The sequence below is a fragment of the Intrasporangium sp. Soil_C_50 genome, from assembly GCF_057656595.1.
In genome coordinates, this window is sequence record NZ_JBDGKB010000013.1 from 1 (window position 1) to 16,734 (window position 16,734).

A 16,734-nucleotide genomic window follows, 5' to 3' on the forward strand; every position below is an offset into this window, starting at 1 on the left:
AGAGTAGGACGCAGCCGGACACACATTCACGACAGAGGCCCGCCCGGGCAGCAATACCCGGGCCGGGCCTCTTTCGCATGCCCAGCCCCTTTTCCGGAGTCCTCTCGGGCCATCGGACCGGGGCGTAGGGTGGCCTCGTGCCTCATCTCATCCCCTCCCCGACCCGTATCCCCGTGCCCGGCGGCAAGGTCATCGACGAGCACGTCGGTGCGGTCAACAGCCCCGACTCCGGTCTCGGTTCCGCCGTCTCCGTCGCCCACATGGTGGCGCCCGCCGACTGGGCCGAGCCGTTCCAGACGCCCGAGTTCGACGAGATCACGCTCGTCCTTCGCGGCCAGGTGCTCGTCGACCACGACGGTGGCCAGATCGCCGTCGACGCCGGTCAGAGCGTCGTCACCCGGGCCGGGGAGCGGATCCGCTACTCGTGCGGTCCCGATGGCGCGGAGTACGTCGCCGTGTGCCTGCCCGCCTTCAGCCCCGACACGGTCAACCGCGAGGACGAGCAGTGAGCGAGGCGTCGCCCGACGACAGCGCCGCGACCGCCGGCAGGGGCGACCTCGTCGCTGATCTGAGGGCCGCTCCCAAGGTGCTCCTCCACGACCACCTCGACGGCGGGCTGCGGCCGCAGACGATCATCGACCTCGCCCCGGAGGTCGGCTACGACGAGCTGCCTGCCAGCGATGCTGCGGCGCTGGGCACGTGGTTCCGCGACAGCGCGAACTCCGGCTCGCTGCCGCGCTACCTCGAGACGTTCGACCACACGCTGGCCGTCATGCAGACCGAGGAGGGGCTGTTCCGCGTCGCGAGCGAGTGCGCCCAGGACCTCGCTGCCGACGGCGTCGTGTACGCCGAGAGCCGCTACGCGCCTGAGCAGCACCTGGGCCGTGGCCTGTCCCTCGAGGCCGTCGTCGAGGCGGTCAACGCCGGCTTCCGCGACGGCGAGGCCAAGGCCGCGGCGGCCGGCCGTCCGCTCCGGGTCGCGTCGCTGCTCACCGCCATGCGGCATGCGGCCAAGTCCACCGAGATCGCCGAGCTCGCGGTGCGCTACCGCGACCGCGGCGTCGCCGGCTTCGACATCGCGGGTGCGGAGGCGGGCTACCCGCCCACCCGGCATCTGGACGCCTTCGAGTACCTGCGTCGCGAGAACGCCCACTTCACGATCCACGCGGGTGAAGCCTTCGGGCTGCCGTCGATCTGGGAGGCCATCCAGTGGTGCGGGGCCGACCGGCTCGGCCACGGCGTGCGGATCGTCGACGACATCACCATCGACGACCGGCCGTTCGGCGAGTGGCTCGAGGACCATCGCGACGACCCGACGGCACTCGTCCAGGTCGAGCTCAAGCGCGTGCGCCTGGGTCGGCTCGCGGCCTACGTACGTGACATGCGCATCCCGCTCGAGATGTGCCCGAGCAGCAACCTGCAGACCTCGGCGGCGCTGTCGATCCCGCTGCACCCGATCACGCTGCTCAAGCGTCTGCGTTTCCGCGTCACGCTCAACACCGACAACCGGCTCATGAGCGACACGTCGATGACGAAGGAGTCGACCCTGCTCGCCGAGCAGGCCGGGTGGACCCTCACCGACTTCCGGTGGGTCGCCATCAACGCCATGAAGTCGGCGTTCATCCCCTTCGACGAGCGTCTGGGGCTCATCAACGAGGTCATCAAGCCCGGCTACGCAGCCCTGGGCTATGTCGCCTCACCGATGGGCTGACGCCGCCGGCCGACCCTCACGGCTGCGCGTCGAGCGCTGCGTCCACCGCGGCCTCGACGTGCAGCCGGGTCGTCGGGAAGACCGGGACGGGGGAGTCCTGCTGCCCGACGAGCAGCTCGATCTCCGTGCACCCGAGCACGATGCCCTCAGCCCCCGCGGCCACGAGCCGTCCGATCACCTGCCGGTAGGCGGCACGGGACTCCTCTCGCACGACGCCGAGGCACAGCTCCTCGTAGATGACGCGGTGCACCTCGGCGCGGTCCTGCTCCTCGGGGACGAGGACGGTGAGCCCGTGCGAGGCGAGGCGGTCACGCAGGAACGGCTGCTCCATCGTGTAGGCCGTGGCGAGCAGCCCGACGCGGCCGATGCCCGCCCGTCGCACGGCTTCGGCGGTGACGTCGCCGATGTGCAACAGAGGCATCGACACCGCGGCCTCGATCGCGTCGGCGACCCGGTGCATCGTGTTGGTGCACAGCACCAGCAGCTCGGCACCGCCGCGCTCGAGGCCGGCAGCCGCGTCGGCGAGCAGCACGCCGGCGGCGTCCCAGTCGCCGGCCGCCTGCAGCCGTTCGACCTCGGCGAAGTCGACCGAGTGCAGGAGCAGCCGGGCTGAGGCGAGCCCGCCGACACGGTCGCGGACGGTCTCGTTGGCCAGCCGGTAGTACTCGGCCGTGGACTGCCAGCTCATCCCGCCGAGCAGGCCGACGAGCCTCACGAGCGGCCTGCCCGGACCAGGTGGGTCAGCTCGGCCTCGGCCTCGTGCGGCGTGATGCAGCGGGCCCCGAGGGACTCCGCCTCGGCGACCACGTGCGGCTCGTCGCGCAGCAGGGCCACGCCCCGTCGCAGGAGGATGTGCGGAGGCTTGCGACGCTCCGCGAGGTCGCGCAGGAACCGGCGCAAGGCCGTGACGTAGCGGTTCTGCCGCACGCACAGCGCGTCGGCCAGCAGGCCTTCCTCGCGCAGCGGCGTGACGAGGCGCGCCGCGAACAGCCCCTCGGCGAGCACGAAGTCCTCCGGCCCGGCGTCGACCGCGTGGCGACCGGTGACGGCCGAGGCGCCGATGTCGTAGACCGGTACCTCGACGTGCCCGACGTCGATGAGCGTGCGCAGGGCCTCGACGGCTGCGTCGGCGTTCCACGAGTCGATGTGGTCCCAGTCGGGGATGCCGAGCGGGGACCTGGGCAGGCGCGGGTCGTCGTGCTCGCGGTAGAAGTCGTCGAGGCGCACGACGGGCCAGCCGTGCGCGGCGCTGAGGCGCTCGGACAGCCGGCTCTTGCCCGCGCCGCTGGGCCCGGTCACGAGGATGACGCGGCGACGCCGCGAGGAGGTGGTCCCCGCGGCGTCGGTCGTGCTGCTCGTGTCGTCCATGGCGTCGGCGGCGCGCGTCACCGCTGACTCACAGGCCCTTGGGGTGCCAGACGGTCTTGGTCTCGAGGAAGGCGCGGATGCGGGACAGGCCCGGCTCGGCGCTCCAGTCGGGCTCGACGGGCTGGCCGTCGGCGAGGGCGGGACGGTAGACCCGTTTGAGGTTGCCGGCGGCCTCGGCCTCCAGCGCGGCCCAGTCGACGCCGTCGGCGCCGGCGACGCCGGTGAGGTCGATGGCGTTGACGTCGCGGTGCGCGGCGAGCCACGAGGCGACCTCGCCCGTGCGGGCCGTGATGATGTTGACGACGCCGCCGGGGACGTCGGACGTGGCGAGCACCTCGCCGAGCGTCACCGCGGGCAGCGGCCGGTCGGCCGAGGTGAGGACGACCGCGGTGTTGCCCGACGCGATGACCGGAGCGATGACGGACACGAGTCCGAGCAGCGAGGAGGACTGCGGCGCAAGGATGCCCACGACGCCAGTGGGCTCCGGGGCCGACACATTGAAGTACGGGCCCGCGACCGGGTTGAGGTTGCCGAGCACCTGGGCGATCTTGTCGGTCCACCCGGCGTACCAGACGACCCGGTCGATCGCGGCGTCGACCGCCGCACCGGCGGCCCGGGCCGTGAGGCCCTCGCTGAGGGCGACCTCGTCGACGAACTGGGCCCGCCGGCCCTCGAGGACCTCGGCGACGCGGTAGAGCACCTGGCCGCGGTTGTAGGCGGTGGCACCGGACCAGCCGGGCAGGGCCGAGCGCGCCGCGACGACGGCGTCACGCAGGTCCTTGCGGGAACCCATCGAGGCGTTCGCGAGGAACTCGCCCTTGGCCGAGACGACCTCGTAGGAGCGGCCGGACTCGCTGCGGGGGAACTTGCCGCCGATGTAGAGCTTGTAGGTCTTGCGCACGTCGAGGCGGCTCATCGAGTGGATCCCGTCAGTGTCGAGGTGGATGTCGAAGGGGCGGTGGTGACGTAGGCCTCCAGGCCGTGGCGGCCCCCCTCGCGGCCGTAACCGGACTCCTTGTACCCGCCGAACGGCGAGCTCGGGTCGAAGCGGTTGAACGTGTTGGCCCACACGACGCCGGCCTTGAGCTGGTCGGCCATCCAGAGGATGCGCGAGCCCTTCTCGGTCCAGACGCCGGCGGACAGGCCGTACGCCGTGTTGTTCGCCTTCGCGACCGCCTCCTGCGGCGTGCGGAAGGTGAGCACGGTCAGGACGGGCCCGAAGATCTCCTCCGTGGCGACCCGGTGGCTCTGCGAGACCCCGGTGAGCAGCGTCGGGGGGAACCAGAAGCCCTTGCCCGGCAGCGTGCACGCCGGGCTCCAGCGCTCGGCGCCCTCGGCGACACCGGCATCGACGAGCGTCGTGATGCGGTCGAGCTGCTCACGGGAGTTGATCGCGCCGAGGTCGCTGTTCTTGTCCATCGGGTCACCGACGATCAGCGTCTGGAGGCGTCGCTTGAGCTTGGCGATGACCTGGTCGTGGACGTTCTCCTGCACGAGCAGGCGCGAACCGGCGCAGCACACCTGGCCCTGGTTGAAGAAGATGCCGCCGACGATGCCCTCGACGGCCTGGTCGATCGGGGCGTCGTCGAAGATGATGTTGGCGGCCTTGCCACCGAGCTCGAGCGTGGCCTTCTTGCTCGTGCCGGCGATGGACCGGGCGATGATCTTGCCGACTTCGGTGGACCCGGTGAACGCGATCTTGTCGACGTCGGGGTGCTCGACGAGCGCCTGGCCGGTGCGACCGTCGCCGGTGACGACGTTGACGACACCTGCGGGGAGCCCGGCCTGCTGGCAGACCTCGGCGAAGAGGAGGGCACTCAGCGGGGTGGTCTCGGCCGGCTTGAGCACGACGGTGTTGCCCGTGGCGAGCGCCGGCGCGACCTTCCAGGCGAGCATGAGCAGCGGGAAGTTCCACGGGATGACCTGACCGACGACGCCGTGCGGGCGGGGCGCGTCGGAGCCCGGCAGGGAGAGGCCGGCGTACTCCAGCTTGTCGGCCCAGCCGGCGTGGTAGAAGAAGTGCGCCGCCGCCGTGGGCACGTCGAAGTCGCGGGTCTCCTTGATCGGCTTGCCGTTGTCGAGGGTCTCGAGGACGGCGAACTCGCGGGCGCGCTCCTGCAGGATGCGCGCGATGCGGAAGAGGTACTTGCCGCGCTCGGCGCCGGACAGGCGACCCCATTCACCCTCGTAGGCGCGACGGGCGGCCGCGACCGCCTTGTCGACGTCCTTGGGGCCGGCCTGGCTGACCTCGGCGAGGACCGACTCGTCGGCGGGGTTGATGGTGGGGAAGGTCGCCTTGGGCCGGGTGAAGGTGCCGTCGATGAAGAGGCCGTAGGACTTCTCGATGGTGACGATGGCGCGCGACTCGGGCGCGGGGGCGTACTCGAAGGTGGGCATCAGTGGGGTCCTCGGTCAGTCGATCGTCACGTAGTCGGCACCGGAGTAGGCCCCGGTCGTGAGCTTCTGCCGCTGCAGCAGGAGGTCGTTGAGCAGGCTGGAGGCCCCGAAGCGGAACCACTCCGGCGTCATCCAGTCGTCGCCCGCGATCTCGCTGACCATGACGAGGTACTTGATGGCGTCCTTGGTGGTCTTGATGCCGCCCGCGGGCTTGACGCCGACCTGAACGCCCGTGGCCTCGCGCCAGTCGCGCACGGCCTCGAGCATGATGAGCGTGACCGGCAACGTGGCAGCGGGCTGCACCTTGCCGGTGGAGGTCTTGATGAAGTCGCCGCCCGCGAGCATCGACAGGTAGGAGGCGCGGCGGACGTTGTCGTAGGTGACGAGCTCGCCGGTCTCCATGATGACCTTGAGGTGAGCGGCGCCGCAGGCCTGCTTGACCTCGGCGATCTGGTTGAACACGGTGAGGTAGTCGCCCGAGAGGAACGCGCCGCGGTCGATGACCATGTCGATCTCGTCGGCCCCGGCGCGCACGGCGTCACGGGTGTCGGCGAGCTTGACCGGCATGCTGGCCCGACCGGACGGGAAGGCCGTGGCCACGGCGGCGACGTGGATGCCGCTGTCGCCGAGGGCTGCCTTGGCGGTCTCGACCATGTCGCCGTAGACGCAGATCGCGGCCGGACGGGGCGTCGTCGGGTCGAGCGGGTCGGGGACGAGCGCCTTGGCGCACAGCGAGCGCACCTTGCCGACCGTGTCGGCGCCCTCGAGCGTCGTCAGGTCGATCATCCCGATCGCCGTGTCGATGGCCCACGCCTTGCTCGTCGTCTTGATCGACCGGGTGCCGAGCGAGGCGGCCCGCGCCTCGCAGCCGACCTGGTCGACGCCGGGGAGGCCGTGCAGCCATGAGGTGAGCGCGTTGTTGGTCAGGCGCGACACGCCCAGGACGTCCCGCGCCTGTGCGGTGAGCTCCTGCGCGGTGCGCGTCGTCGTGCTAACAGTCACCCGCCGAGTCTATCCACGATCCGAGACGCCACCGACCGCGTCGGCGCAGCCCGAGGCGCCCCGACGGTGCCCGCTCACGGGCGCGCGTGAGAGAGTCTGGCGATGGCGCGCGGACCCGTACCGCGCGCCTCGTGCGGCGGGTGGGACCGGTCGCAGCAGAACGAGGAGGACACGTGAGCCGCGACGACGAGGCGTTCGACGCCGCACCCCCGGGCAGGGACACCGAGGCCGAGCCGACGGGCCTGGGTCCGCTCCGCGATGCCCGCACGCTGCGCCCCGGCTCGTCGATCGCCGTCGGCATCGTCGGTCTCGTCTGCGGCCTGGCCCTGCTGGTGCCCGCCATCCTCGTACCGCCGCAGAGCTGGACGCTCATCTCGAGCATCGCGCTGGCGTTCGTTCTCCTGTGGCTGTTCGTCGTGCGCCCGAGCGCGGTCATCCACGCCGAAGGGGTGCGCCTGATCAACCCGCTGCGCGTCGTGGACGTGACGTGGCCGGCCATCGACGAGGTCCGCTCGCGCTGGGCCCTCGAGCTCTTCTCGGGCGGTCGCAAGTTCACGGCGTGGGCGGTTCCGTCCGACCCGGGCCGTCCGCGGTACGGCCGTCAGGCCCTGGCCATCGGTGCCAACCGCCTGCGCGGCCCGGCGGCGCCCGAGGTGGACCCGCGCCCCAAGCGTCCGAAGATCGAGGCCCAGACCGTCGCCGCCGAGATCGAGGCGCGGCGCGAGGAGGACCGGCGCCGCAAGGACGGTCGCACGCCCCGCATCGCCGCGCAGTCCTGGGACCCGGTGTCCGTGGGCCTGCTGGTCGCCGGGATCGCGTTCTTCGTCATCGGGACGTTCGTCGTCTGACGCGTGACGCCGCCGGCGCCCGGCTGGGCACCGACGGCGCCGGGTCGGTGTCACCCCTGGCGGACGTCACCGGCTGCCCCCTCTGGGGCGTCAGAGCGCCGTGAGCCGCTCGAGGTCGGCGCGGACCGCGGCCAGGCGCGTCTCGCCGGTGGCGCGGGCCACCGGCAGCGCGTCGGGGCCGGGGACCGGCTCGATGACCTCGAGGTACACCTTGACCTTGGGCTCGGTGCCGCTCGGGCGCACGATGACGCGCGAGTCGTCCTCGAGGAACCAGCGCAGGCCCTCGGTCGGGGGCAGGCCACCGTCGCCGCGCGCCAGGTCGTCGACGCGGGCCACGGCGATGCCGGCGACCGACGTCGGCGGCTCGGAGCGCAGCCGGTCCATCAGGGTCTCGGTCTGCGAGAGGTCCGAGACCCGCACCGAGAACGAGTCGGTGGCGTGGACGCCGTGCTCGACGGCGAGGTCGTCGAGCAGGTCGGTCAGGGTGCGGCCCCGCGCCTTGAGCGAAGCGGCGAGCTCGGCGAGCAGGAGGGCGGCGCTGACGCCGTCCTTGTCGCGGACGAGGTGCGGCGCGACGCAGTAGCCGAGCGCCTCCTCGTAGCCGTAGCGCAGGCCCGGGACGCGCGAGATCCACTTGAAGCCGGTGAGGGTCTCCTCGTGGGCGAGCCCGGCGGCTCGCGCGATGGCCGCGAGCAGGCGCGAGGACACGATCGAGTTGGCGAAGACGTCACCCTTCGAGACGCCACGGTGCACGACGTGCGCCCCAAGGAGCGCCCCCACCTCGTCGCCGCGCAGCATCCGCCAGTCGCCGAGGGCCGGGTCGTGGATCGCCGCGGCGCAGCGGTCGGCGTCGGGGTCGTTGGCGATGACGAGGTCGCACTCCGAGGCGCGCGCCCGGGCCAGGGCGAGGTCGATGGCGCCCTTCTCCTCGGGGTTGGGGAAGGCGACGGTGGGGAAGTCGGGGTCGGGCACGGCCTGCTCGTCGACGGCCGAGAGCGCCCCGAAGCCGGCGCGCTGGAAGGCCGCCGTCACGGTGCCGTGGCCGACGCCGTGCAGGCTGGTGTGCACGATCGCGAGGTCACGGGGCGAGTCCGGGTCGACGACGGTGACGACGGCGTCGAGGTAGTCGCCGAGCAGCTCGTCGCCGAGGGTCTCCCACCCCTCGTGGGCGCGCGGCACGTCGGCGACGTGCGCGACGCGGGTGATGTGGGCGGCGATCTGCGCGTCGGACGGGGGCACGATCTGGCTGCCGTCGCCGAGGTACACCTTGTAGCCGTTGTCCTGCGGCGGGTTGTGGCTCGCCGTGACCATGACGCCGGCGTCGGCACCGAGGTGGCGGATCGCGAAGGCGAGGACCGGGGTCGGCAGCGGCTGGGGGAGCAGCAGGGCCCGACCGCCCGCGGCGACGACGACCGCTGCGGTGTCGCGGGCGAAGACGTCGGAGTTGTAGCGCGCGTCGTAGCCGATGACGACGGTCGGGTGCGGCCCGGCGCCGCCCTCGGCCCCGAGGTAGGCGGTCAGGCCGGCGGCCGCGCGGATGACGACGCTGCGGTTCATCCGGTTCGGGCCGGCCCCGAGCGCACCACGCAGGCCGGCCGTTCCGAACTCGAGCAGGCCGGCGAACCGGTCGGCGAGGTCGGCGCGGGCGTCGTCGTCACCGGCCTGCGCCTGCTGCAACAGCGCGTCGAGCTCGCCGCGGGTCGTCGGGTCGGGGTCGTCGTCGCGCCACGCTGCGGCGTCCGCGAGGAGCGCGTCGACGCCGGACTCGCCCGCCATCAGATGCGTCCCACCACGGCTGCGAGGAGGCGTCCGCAGCGTTCGGCCGCCGCGCGTCCGGCCTCGAGGACCTCCTCGTGGTCCAGCGGCGTCTCGGAGATGCCGGCCGCGAGGTTGGTGACGAGCGAGATGCCGAGGACGTCGAGGCCGCTCTGCCGGGCCGCGATGGCCTCGAGCGAGGTCGACATGCCGACGAGGTCGCCGCCGATGACCTTGGCCATGCGCACCTCGGCCGGAGTCTCGTAGTGCGGTCCGCGGAACTGGACGTACACGCCCTCGTCGAGGTCGGGGTCGACCTCGCGGGCCAGCTGGCGCAGGCGCGGGGTGTAGACGTCGGTGAGGTCGACGAAGTTCGCCCCCTCGATGGGGGAGTGCGCCGTGAGGTTGATGTGGTCGCGGATGAGGACCGGGGTGCCGGGGGCCCAGGCCGGGTTGAGGCCGCCGCAGCCGTTCGTCAGCACGATGGTGCTGCAGCCGGCCGCCTTCGCCGTGCGGACGCCGTGGACGACCGATCTCACGCCGCGGCCCTCGTAGAAGTGGGTGCGGGTGCCGAAGACCAGCGCGCGACGGCCGGTGTCGCCGATGGCGACCGACCGCATCGTGCCCGAGTGACCGGCGACGGCCGCGCGGTGGAAGCCCGGGACGTCGGCGTTCTCGATCGTGGCGAGGGTCTCGCCGACGAGGTCGGCCGTCTGGCCCCAGCCGGAGCCGAGGACGAGGGCGACGTCATGGCGCTCGACGCCGGTGCGCTCGGCGATGACGGCGGCAGCGGCGTCGGCGACGGCGAAGGGGTCGGTGGAGGGGTCGGCGAGGTCGAGGTGCGTCGTGGTCACGTTCAGGACTCTAGCGACGCCGTCCACGTGCCGGACACCACTCGGCGGGATGGTTGGATGGACGCGTGATCACGCGTGAGACGTCCGTTGTCATCATCGGGGGCGGCCCGGGCGGGTACGAGGCGGCGCTCGTCGCCGCCCAGCTCGGCGCGCAGGTCACCGTCGTCGAGAAGGACGGTGTGGGCGGCGCCGCGGTGCTCACCGACTGCGTCCCGAGCAAGGCGCTCATCGCCACCGCCGACTACATGTCCGACTTCGAGACCGCCTCGCGGCTGGGCGTACGACTGCAGGACGACGACGGCGACGAGGTGTCCGACGCCGTCGCCCAGGCCCGCACCGTCAACGGCCGGATCCTCGAGCTCGCCGCCGCGCAGAGCGGTGACATCCGCGGCAGCCTCGAGCAGGTCGGCGTCACCGTCCTGACCGGCTCGGCCCGGCTCGCCTCGCGCGACCTCGTCGTGGCCACCCTCGAGGACGGCAGCACTCGTGAGCTGACCGCCGACGTCGTGCTCCTCGCCACCGGCGCCTCGCCCCGCGTCATGGACACCATGCGCCCCGACGGCGAGCGCATCCTCACGTGGCAGCAGATCTACGCTCTCGACGAGCTGCCCGAGCGGATCATCGTCATCGGCTCCGGCGTCACCGGCGCCGAGCTCGCGCAGGCCTACCTCGGCCTCGGCTCGCAGGTCGTCCTCGTCTCCTCCCGCGACCGGGTGCTCCCGGGCGAGGACGCCGACGCCGCGACCGTCATCGAGGACGTCTTCCGCAAGCGCGGCATGGAGGTGCTGAACAAGTCACGGGCCGCGTCGGTCGAGCGCACCACCGACGGGGTCGTCGTCACCCTCGTCGACGGGCGGACCGTCGAGGGTTCGCACGCGCTCCTCGCCGTCGGGTCGGTGCCGAACACGGCCGGGCTCGGGCTCGAGGAGGCCGGTGTCGAGCTGAGCCCGTCCGGGCACGTCCAGGTCGACCGGGTCTCACGCACCAGCGTCGGCGGTGTCTACGCGGCCGGCGACTGCACCGGCGTCCTGCCGCTCGCATCCGTCGCCGCCATGCAGGGCCGCATCGCCATGTGGCACGCCCTCGGCGACGCCGTGGCGCCGCTCAACGTGCGCGGCGTGGCCGCGAACATCTTCACCGAGCCCGAGATCGCGACCGTCGGCATCAGCCAGAACGCCGCCGACGAGTCACCCGACGTCGAGTCGGTGATGCTGCCGCTGGCCCGCAACCCGCGCGCCAAGATGCAGGGCATCACCGACGGGTTCGTCAAGCTCTTCTGCCGCAAGGGGTACGGCACGGTGCTCGGCGGGGTCGTCGTCGCGCCGAAGGCCTCCGAGCTGGTCTTCCCCGTGGCGCTCGCCGTGCAGAACCGGCTCTCGGTCGACCAGGTGTCCAGCACCATCACCGTGTACCCGTCGCTGTCCGGCTCGATCGCCGAGGCCGCGCGACAGCTCCACCAGGCCGACTGAGCCGACGCGTCAGCGCCGCGTCGGGTCGTCAGGTCCGGACGCGTCGGGACCGGGGCCGTCGCCGGAGCCGTCGACGGAGCCATCGGTCCCGCGGGTCTCGACGTCGAGGTCCTCCGGCGAGCGGCCCTCCTCGCGTGCATACCGCTCCCGACGCCGCTTCGAGACGCGGTCGCGCAGCCACCGCTGGAAGAGCCAGAAGAGCAGGACGAAGACGAGCGCGCCGAGCAGGTTCGTCGCCGAGAAGCCGTTCGGCTGGGTCGTGGCAGTGGGCAGGGTCGCAAGCACCCCAGCAGTGTGCCAGAGGCGTAACGTCGGGCCGGTGGCGGCATCGCCGCCGTCCGGGGTGCTCGCCGCCCCGGCCCAGCCATCCCGGAGGACACGTGAGCGACTGGATCAACAAGGCGAAGGACTTCCTCAAGGGCCACCCCGACCAGGTCGGGCAGGGTCTCGACAAGGCCGAGGAGATGATCAACGAGAAGACCGGCGGACAGTACGCGGAGCAGCTCGACCAGGGCGGCGACAAGATGCGAGAGGCGCTCGGCCTGCCTCCCGAGGCCGACGACACCGTGCCGACGCCGGGCGACCCGACGCCCCCGCCAGCGCCGACTCCCGTTCCGGAGCCGGGCCCGGGCCCGGTGCCGCCCACGCCCACGCCCACGCCGGAGCCGACGCCCGAGCCGCCACCGGTCCCGACGCCGGAGCCCGGCCCTGCGACGCCGCCCCCGGGTGTGCCCGTGGACCCCAACGACCCGAGCCCCGTCGACCCGTCGCTGCCCGGGGGCCCCGGGCCCTCGGAGATCCCGCCGTCCGGTTCGGACGACATCACGCTCGGAGACCCACCCCCGAAGTCCTGAGGCGCGGCTTCGTCGGGCACGCCGACAACGCCACCTCGACGCGCGAAGGGCCGTCACGCGAACCGGGGTGACGGCCCTTTCGTCGCGCAGGTTCAGCCCGCGGCGTCCTTGATCTCGGCGAGGACGGCGCCGGAGGTGACGGTCTCGCCGACGGCCGCGGTGAGGCCGCTGACGACGCCGTCCTTGTGCGCCGTGATCGGCTGCTCCATCTTCATCGCCTCGAGGACGACGACGAGGTCGCCGGCGGCGACGCTCGCACCGTCCTCGACGGCGATCTTGACGATCGTGCCCTGCATCGGTGCGGTGAGCGAGTCTCCGGAGACGGCCGCGCCACCCTTGGACCCGCCGGAGCGCTTCGGCGCCTTCTTCCTCCCGCCAGCGCCCGGGCCGGCGCCGTTGCCGATGGCGAGGCCACCGGGCAGGGACACCTCGAGCCGGCGTCCGCCGACCTCGACGACGACGGTGTGGCGCTCCTCGGCCTCCGGTGCGTCGGCAGCGGCGCCGGCGTAGGCGGGGATCTGGTTGTCGAACTCGGTCTCGATCCATCGCGTGTGGATCGTGAACTTCTCGGCAGGGTCGGCCGGCGCGAACGCCGGGTCGGCCACGACGGCGCGGTGGAACGGGGTCACGGTCGGCATGCCGTCGATCTCGAGCTCGCCGAGGGCGCGACGGGCCCGCTCGAGGGCCTGGGTGCGGTCGCGCCCGGTGACGATGAGCTTGGCGATCATCGAGTCGAAGGCGCCGGCGACGGTGTCGCCCTCGACGATGCCGGCGTCCCAGCGCACGCCCGGGCCGTGCGGTACGACCATGCGGGTCACGGTGCCGGGTGCGGGCAGGAAGCCGCGGCCGGCGTCCTCGCCGTTGATGCGGAACTCGATCGAGTGGGCGTGCGGCTCGGGGTCGCCGTAGTCGAGGCGCTCGCCGTTCGCGATGCGGAACTGCTCGCGGACCAGGTCGATGCCGGTGACCTCCTCGGAGACCGGGTGCTCGACCTGCAGGCGGGTGTTGACCTCCAGGAAGCTGATGTCGCCCTGCGGCCCGACGAGGAACTCGCACGTGCCGGCGCCGACGTAGCCGGCCTCCTTGAGGATGGCCTTGGACGCGCGGAGCAGCTCGGTGTGCTGCTCCTCGGTGAGGAAGGGCGCCGGCGCCTCCTCGACGAGCTTCTGGTTGCGGCGCTGCAGGGAGCAGTCGCGCGTCGAGACGATGACGACGTTGCCGTGCCGGTCGGCCAGGCACTGGGTCTCGACGTGGCGGGGGTGGTCGAGGAACCGCTCGACGAAGCACTCGCCACGGCCGAAGGCCGTGACGGCCTCGCGGACCGCGGACTCGTACAGGTGCGGGATCTCCTCGATGGTGCGGGCGACCTTGAGGCCGCGCCCGCCGCCGCCATAGGCGGCCTTGATGGCGACCGGCAGGCCGTGCTCCTGCGCGAACGCGACGACCTCGTCGGCGTCGGCGACCGGGTCCTTGGTGCCGGGAACGAGGGGGGCGCCGGCCTTCGTGGCGATGTGGCGCGCCTTGACCTTGTCGCCGAGGGCGTCGATGGCCTCGGGGCCGGGGCCGATCCAGGTCAGCCCGGCGTCGATGACCTTCTTCGCGAAGTCGGCGTTCTCGGCGAGGAACCCGTAGCCGGGGTGGACGGCGTCGGCGCCAGCCTGGCGTGCGACGTCGAGCAGCTTGTCCTGCAGCAGGTAGCTCTCACCCGGGGTCGAGCCACCGAGCGCGAACGCCTCGTCGGCCACCTTGACGTGCAGGGCGTCGCGGTCCGGGTCGGCGTACACGGCGACCGAGGCGATGCCGGAGTCCTTGCAGGCGCGGGCGATTCGGACGGCAATCTCACCCCGGTTGGCGATGAGGACCTTGCTGATGGGAGCCATGGTCCGGACTCTAGCGGCTCGGCGCGGCCCAACTTCCGGGCCACCGGTGTTATTCCCGGCCGTCTCGCCGTGAGGTCCAGCACATCGCTGCCACGGCCCTCGTCCTAGCGTGTGAGGCATGACGACACACCACGACGTCCCCACCCTGCCCCTCGGCCACGCCAGCACCCCCGGCCTCGCCGTGCCCCAGCTCGGCTTCGGCGTGTGGGAGGTGCCGGACGCCGAGGTCGACGCCGCCGCGGGCCGTGCGCTGGAGGTCGGCTACCGCCACCTCGACACGGCACGGATCTACGGCAACGAGGAGGGCATCGGCCGTGTCCTCGCCGCCTCCGACCTTCCGCGCGACGACGTCTTCGTCACGACGAAGGTGTGGAACGACGACCACGGTGACGTGCGCAGCGCGTTCGAGGCGTCGATGGGCCGGCTCGGCCTCGACGTGCTCGACCTCTACCTCATCCACTGGCCGGCGCCGAAGCAGGACCGCTACGTCGAGGCGTGGCGCACGCTGCTCGAGCTGCAGCAGGAGGGCCGCGTCCGATCGGTCGGCGTCTGCAACTTCCAGGTGCCGCACCTGCAGCGTCTCCTCGACGAGACGGGCGTGCTGCCCTCGATCAACCAGGTCGAGCTGAGCCCGTAGCTGCAGCAGCGCGAGCTGCGGGCCTTCCACGGCGAGCACGGCATCGTCACCGAGGCGTGGAGCCCGCTCGCCGTCCGCGCCGGGCTCCTCGAGGACCCGGTCGTCACCGGCGTCGCGCAGCGGTACGACGTGTCCCCGGCCCGCGTCGTGCTCCGGTGGCACGTCGAGCTCGGCAACGTCGTGCTGACCCGGTCGGTCACGCCGGAGCGCATCGAGGAGAACGCCCGCGTCTTCGACTTCGCCCTCGACGGCGACGACCTCGACGCGCTGGCCGGTCTCGACCGCGGCACGCGCACCGGCCCGGACCCCGACACGTTCGGCTGACGGACGCCCGTGCCCGTCACTACTGTGCGGGCATGGACGGCACGGAGGACTTGGCGGCCGGGGAGGGCGTCGTCGTCGGTCTGGGCGCCGCGGTGCGCCAGGCGTCGTGGGGGCCTGCCGAGCCGCGCCGGGCGGGGTCGCAGGCGCAGGAGACCCGGGCGCATCTCTCGCGCTGAGCGGGGCTGGGCTGCTCTCCCGGACCGCAGTACGTTGGCGGCATGGGTCTGTTCTCGCGCCGCAAGAGCTCCGAGTCCGTCGCCGAGCCCGTGGACGTCGACGAGGGACCCGAGTCCGACGACTCCCTCGTGCCCACCGCGTCGGGGCGCCCCGAGAGTCGACCCCTTGACGACGAGGAACGCGCACGGATCGCGTCGGGCCTCGAGCGTGCAGCGGCAATCGGCGTCGACGTCGACGACCTCGACTCCATCGGTTCGAACTTCGACGAGCAGTTCCGCGCAGTGCAGGCCGACCCCGCGGCAGGTGGCGGGTCTGACGTCATCGTCGACACGTTCGCCATAGCGATCGGTGAGCACCTGACCCGGCACAGCGCCCGCGACTGGGCGGTCGTCACGGACGTGTTCGGCACCGACCTCGGCCTCGTGGCGGCCCGGGCCGACACCGTCGTCGTGCCGCACAACCTCGTCGGCGCGCGGTGGATGCGCGGGGAGACCGGGTGGATCCCGGGTGTCGTATCGCACCTGGTCCGGCTGCGGCCGAGGGTGCGCTGAACCCGCCCCCTAGGATCGCGGGCATGGACGAGGCCGTCGGTGGAACCGGTGCAATGGACCCGCGTAGCAAGCGCGAGCTGGAGCAGGGGATCGAGCGTGACTTCACGCGACGGATGTCCTACGGGGAGTACCTCCGACTGGACACCCTGCTCAGCGCGCAGCAGCCGCTGAGCGACCCGCCCCAGCACGACGAGCTGCTGTTCATCATCCAGCACCAGACGTCAGAGCTGTGGCTCAAGCTGATGATCCACGAGCTGCGTTCTGCCCGAGGCCTGCTCGCATCCGACGAGCTCGCTCCGGCGCTCAAGCGACTGGCTCGCGTCAAGCACATCCAGCACACCCTGACCGACCAGTGGTCGGTGCTCGCGACCCTGACACCCAGCGAGTACGCGCAGATCCGCCCCTTCCTCGCCACGAGCTCCGGCTTCCAGTCGGCGCAGTACCGGGAGGTCGAGTTCCTGCTCGGCAACAAGAACGCCGACATGGTGGCGGTCTTCTCGCACGACGCGTCGGCGCGAGAGGCGCTCGACGCGCTGCTCCGTGAGCCGAGCCTCTACGACACCTTCCTGGCCTACCTGTCCCGGCGCGGGTACGCGGTGCCGGGCACCCTCCTCGACCGCGACTGGAGCCAGCCCTACCGGCACGACCCGGGCCTCGTCGACGTCTTCGCAGAGGTGTACGCGGCGCCGCACGACCACTGGGGTGTGTACGAGACCTGCGAGGAGCTCGTCGACCTCGAGGACAACTTCCAGCAGTGGCGCTTCCGCCACCTGCAGGTCGTCCAGCGCACCATCGGGCAGAAGGTCGGCACGGGCGGTTCGAGCGGTGTCGACTTCCTGCGTCGCGCGCTCGACCTGACGTTCTTCCCGGAGCTCTACGAGGTCCGGACCCGGATCGGGGGCTGACC

Annotated in this window: 17 protein-coding genes and 1 pseudogene; 9 read left to right on the forward strand and 9 right to left on the reverse strand. The window is 72.3% G+C overall.

The annotated features are described in order from the left end of the window. Window positions 1-137: 137 nt before the first annotated feature. Window positions 138-509 carry a cupin domain-containing protein gene (locus AC3A5R_RS19050; RefSeq protein ID WP_487622343.1) on the forward strand — a complete coding sequence of 124 codons (372 nt, stop codon included), beginning with the start codon at window positions 138-140 and terminating at the stop codon, window positions 507-509. Beyond that, window positions 506-1,711: an adenosine deaminase gene (locus tag AC3A5R_RS19055; protein WP_487622344.1), complete on the forward strand. Its 1,206-nt coding sequence runs from the start codon at window positions 506-508 to the stop codon at window positions 1,709-1,711. Before AC3A5R_RS19050 ends, AC3A5R_RS19055 begins: the two co-directional genes overlap by 4 nt. A 16-nt stretch (window positions 1,712-1,727) precedes the next feature. Here the strand turns inward: AC3A5R_RS19055 and AC3A5R_RS19060 are convergent, their stop codons facing one another. From AC3A5R_RS19060 to deoC, 5 genes are read right to left on the reverse strand one after another with little or no spacing between them, the layout of a single operon-like run. Beyond that, the gene (locus AC3A5R_RS19060) at window positions 1,728-2,426 is read right to left on the reverse strand and encodes an aspartate/glutamate racemase family protein (protein WP_487622345.1); all 699 of its coding nucleotides are present in this window, start codon (window positions 2,424-2,426) and stop codon (window positions 1,728-1,730) included. After that, entirely contained in the window at window positions 2,423-3,100 is a 678-nt protein-coding gene (locus AC3A5R_RS19065) for a uridine kinase family protein (protein WP_487622346.1), read from the reverse strand. Before AC3A5R_RS19065 ends, AC3A5R_RS19060 begins: the two co-directional genes overlap by 4 nt. A gap of 7 nt (window positions 3,101-3,107) precedes the next feature. Further along, on the reverse strand, window positions 3,108-3,995 hold the full coding sequence (locus tag AC3A5R_RS19070; protein ID WP_487622347.1) for an aldehyde dehydrogenase family protein: 888 nt from the start codon (window positions 3,993-3,995) through the stop codon (window positions 3,108-3,110). Next, a complete protein-coding gene (locus AC3A5R_RS19075) occupies window positions 3,992-5,476 on the reverse strand; it encodes an aldehyde dehydrogenase family protein (protein WP_487622348.1) in 1,485 nt (494 codons plus the stop codon). Before AC3A5R_RS19075 ends, AC3A5R_RS19070 begins: the two co-directional genes overlap by 4 nt. A 15-nt stretch (window positions 5,477-5,491) precedes the next feature. Further along, window positions 5,492-6,478, reverse strand: coding sequence for a deoxyribose-phosphate aldolase (deoC, locus tag AC3A5R_RS19080; RefSeq protein ID WP_487622349.1), 987 nt, complete (start codon window positions 6,476-6,478; stop codon window positions 5,492-5,494). A gap of 173 nt (window positions 6,479-6,651) precedes the next feature. On the opposite strand from deoC, the gene AC3A5R_RS19085 reads away from it, so the two are divergent. Continuing rightward, entirely contained in the window at window positions 6,652-7,326 is a 675-nt protein-coding gene (locus tag AC3A5R_RS19085; protein WP_487622350.1) for a PH domain-containing protein, read from the forward strand. Between the two features lie 90 nt (window positions 7,327-7,416). Here AC3A5R_RS19085 and AC3A5R_RS19090 read toward each other — a convergent pair whose 3' ends face one another. Both AC3A5R_RS19090 and AC3A5R_RS19095 read right to left on the reverse strand, forming a co-directional pair. Beyond that, window positions 7,417-9,102: a phospho-sugar mutase gene (locus AC3A5R_RS19090; RefSeq protein WP_487622351.1), complete on the reverse strand. Its 1,686-nt coding sequence runs from the start codon at window positions 9,100-9,102 to the stop codon at window positions 7,417-7,419. Further along, entirely contained in the window at window positions 9,102-9,935 is an 834-nt protein-coding gene (locus AC3A5R_RS19095) for a purine-nucleoside phosphorylase (RefSeq protein WP_487622352.1), read from the reverse strand. Before AC3A5R_RS19095 ends, AC3A5R_RS19090 begins: the two co-directional genes overlap by 1 nt. A gap of 65 nt (window positions 9,936-10,000) precedes the next feature. Here AC3A5R_RS19095 and AC3A5R_RS19100 point away from each other — a divergent pair, with 65 nt between their 5' ends. After that, a complete protein-coding gene (locus tag AC3A5R_RS19100; RefSeq protein WP_487622353.1) occupies window positions 10,001-11,404 on the forward strand; it encodes an NAD(P)H-quinone dehydrogenase in 1,404 nt (467 codons plus the stop codon). A gap of 9 nt (window positions 11,405-11,413) precedes the next feature. On the opposite strand, the gene AC3A5R_RS19105 is transcribed toward AC3A5R_RS19100, so the two are convergent. After that, entirely contained in the window at window positions 11,414-11,689 is a 276-nt protein-coding gene (locus tag AC3A5R_RS19105) for a hypothetical protein (protein WP_487622354.1), read from the reverse strand. 95 nt (window positions 11,690-11,784) lie between these two features. On the opposite strand from AC3A5R_RS19105, the gene AC3A5R_RS19110 reads away from it, so the two are divergent. After that, entirely contained in the window at window positions 11,785-12,258 is a 474-nt protein-coding gene (locus tag AC3A5R_RS19110; RefSeq protein ID WP_487622355.1) for an antitoxin, read from the forward strand. A 92-nt stretch (window positions 12,259-12,350) separates the two neighbouring features. On the opposite strand, the gene AC3A5R_RS19115 is transcribed toward AC3A5R_RS19110, so the two are convergent. Then, the gene (locus AC3A5R_RS19115) at window positions 12,351-14,138 is read right to left on the reverse strand and encodes an acetyl/propionyl/methylcrotonyl-CoA carboxylase subunit alpha (protein WP_487622356.1); all 1,788 of its coding nucleotides are present in this window, start codon (window positions 14,136-14,138) and stop codon (window positions 12,351-12,353) included. Window positions 14,139-14,256: 118 nt separating this feature from the next. On the opposite strand from AC3A5R_RS19115, the pseudogene AC3A5R_RS19120 reads away from it, so the two are divergent. The 4 genes and pseudogenes from AC3A5R_RS19120 to AC3A5R_RS19135 all read left to right on the forward strand — a co-directional run bounded on the left by AC3A5R_RS19120 (window position 14,257) and on the right by AC3A5R_RS19135 (window position 16,732). Next, window positions 14,257-15,099, forward strand: a pseudogene (locus AC3A5R_RS19120) (aldo/keto reductase). A 32-nt stretch (window positions 15,100-15,131) separates the two neighbouring features. Further along, window positions 15,132-15,275 carry a hypothetical protein gene (locus tag AC3A5R_RS19125; protein WP_487622357.1) on the forward strand — a complete coding sequence of 48 codons (144 nt, stop codon included), beginning with the start codon at window positions 15,132-15,134 and terminating at the stop codon, window positions 15,273-15,275. 42 nt (window positions 15,276-15,317) lie between these two features. Next, window positions 15,318-15,827 (forward strand): DUF3806 domain-containing protein, encoded by a 510-nt coding sequence (locus AC3A5R_RS19130; protein ID WP_487622358.1) that lies wholly within the window; start codon window positions 15,318-15,320, stop codon window positions 15,825-15,827. Between the two features lie 23 nt (window positions 15,828-15,850). Next, a complete protein-coding gene (locus tag AC3A5R_RS19135; RefSeq protein ID WP_487622359.1) occupies window positions 15,851-16,732 on the forward strand; it encodes a tryptophan 2,3-dioxygenase in 882 nt (293 codons plus the stop codon). Window positions 16,733-16,734: the final 2 nt, after the last annotated feature.

What these genes read in the sequence shown, in the direction of transcription:
- AC3A5R_RS19130 (WP_487622358.1), top strand. Translation starts at nt 15,318, where the DNA reads ATGGGTCTGTTCTCGCGCCGCAAGAGCTCCGAGTCCGTCGCCGAGCCC.
- AC3A5R_RS19125 (WP_487622357.1), top strand. Translation starts at nt 15,132, where the DNA reads ATGGACGGCACGGAGGACTTGGCGGCCGGGGAGGGCGTCGTCGTCGGT.
- AC3A5R_RS19135 (WP_487622359.1), top strand. Translation starts at nt 15,851, where the DNA reads ATGGACGAGGCCGTCGGTGGAACCGGTGCAATGGACCCGCGTAGCAAG.
- AC3A5R_RS19075 (WP_487622348.1), bottom strand. Translation starts at nt 5,476, where the DNA reads ATGCCCACCTTCGAGTACGCCCCCGCGCCCGAGTCGCGCGCCATCGTC.
- AC3A5R_RS19070 (WP_487622347.1), bottom strand. Translation starts at nt 3,995, where the DNA reads ATGAGCCGCCTCGACGTGCGCAAGACCTACAAGCTCTACATCGGCGGC.
- AC3A5R_RS19115 (WP_487622356.1), bottom strand. Translation starts at nt 14,138, where the DNA reads ATGGCTCCCATCAGCAAGGTCCTCATCGCCAACCGGGGTGAGATTGCC.
- AC3A5R_RS19090 (WP_487622351.1), bottom strand. Translation starts at nt 9,102, where the DNA reads ATGGCGGGCGAGTCCGGCGTCGACGCGCTCCTCGCGGACGCCGCAGCG.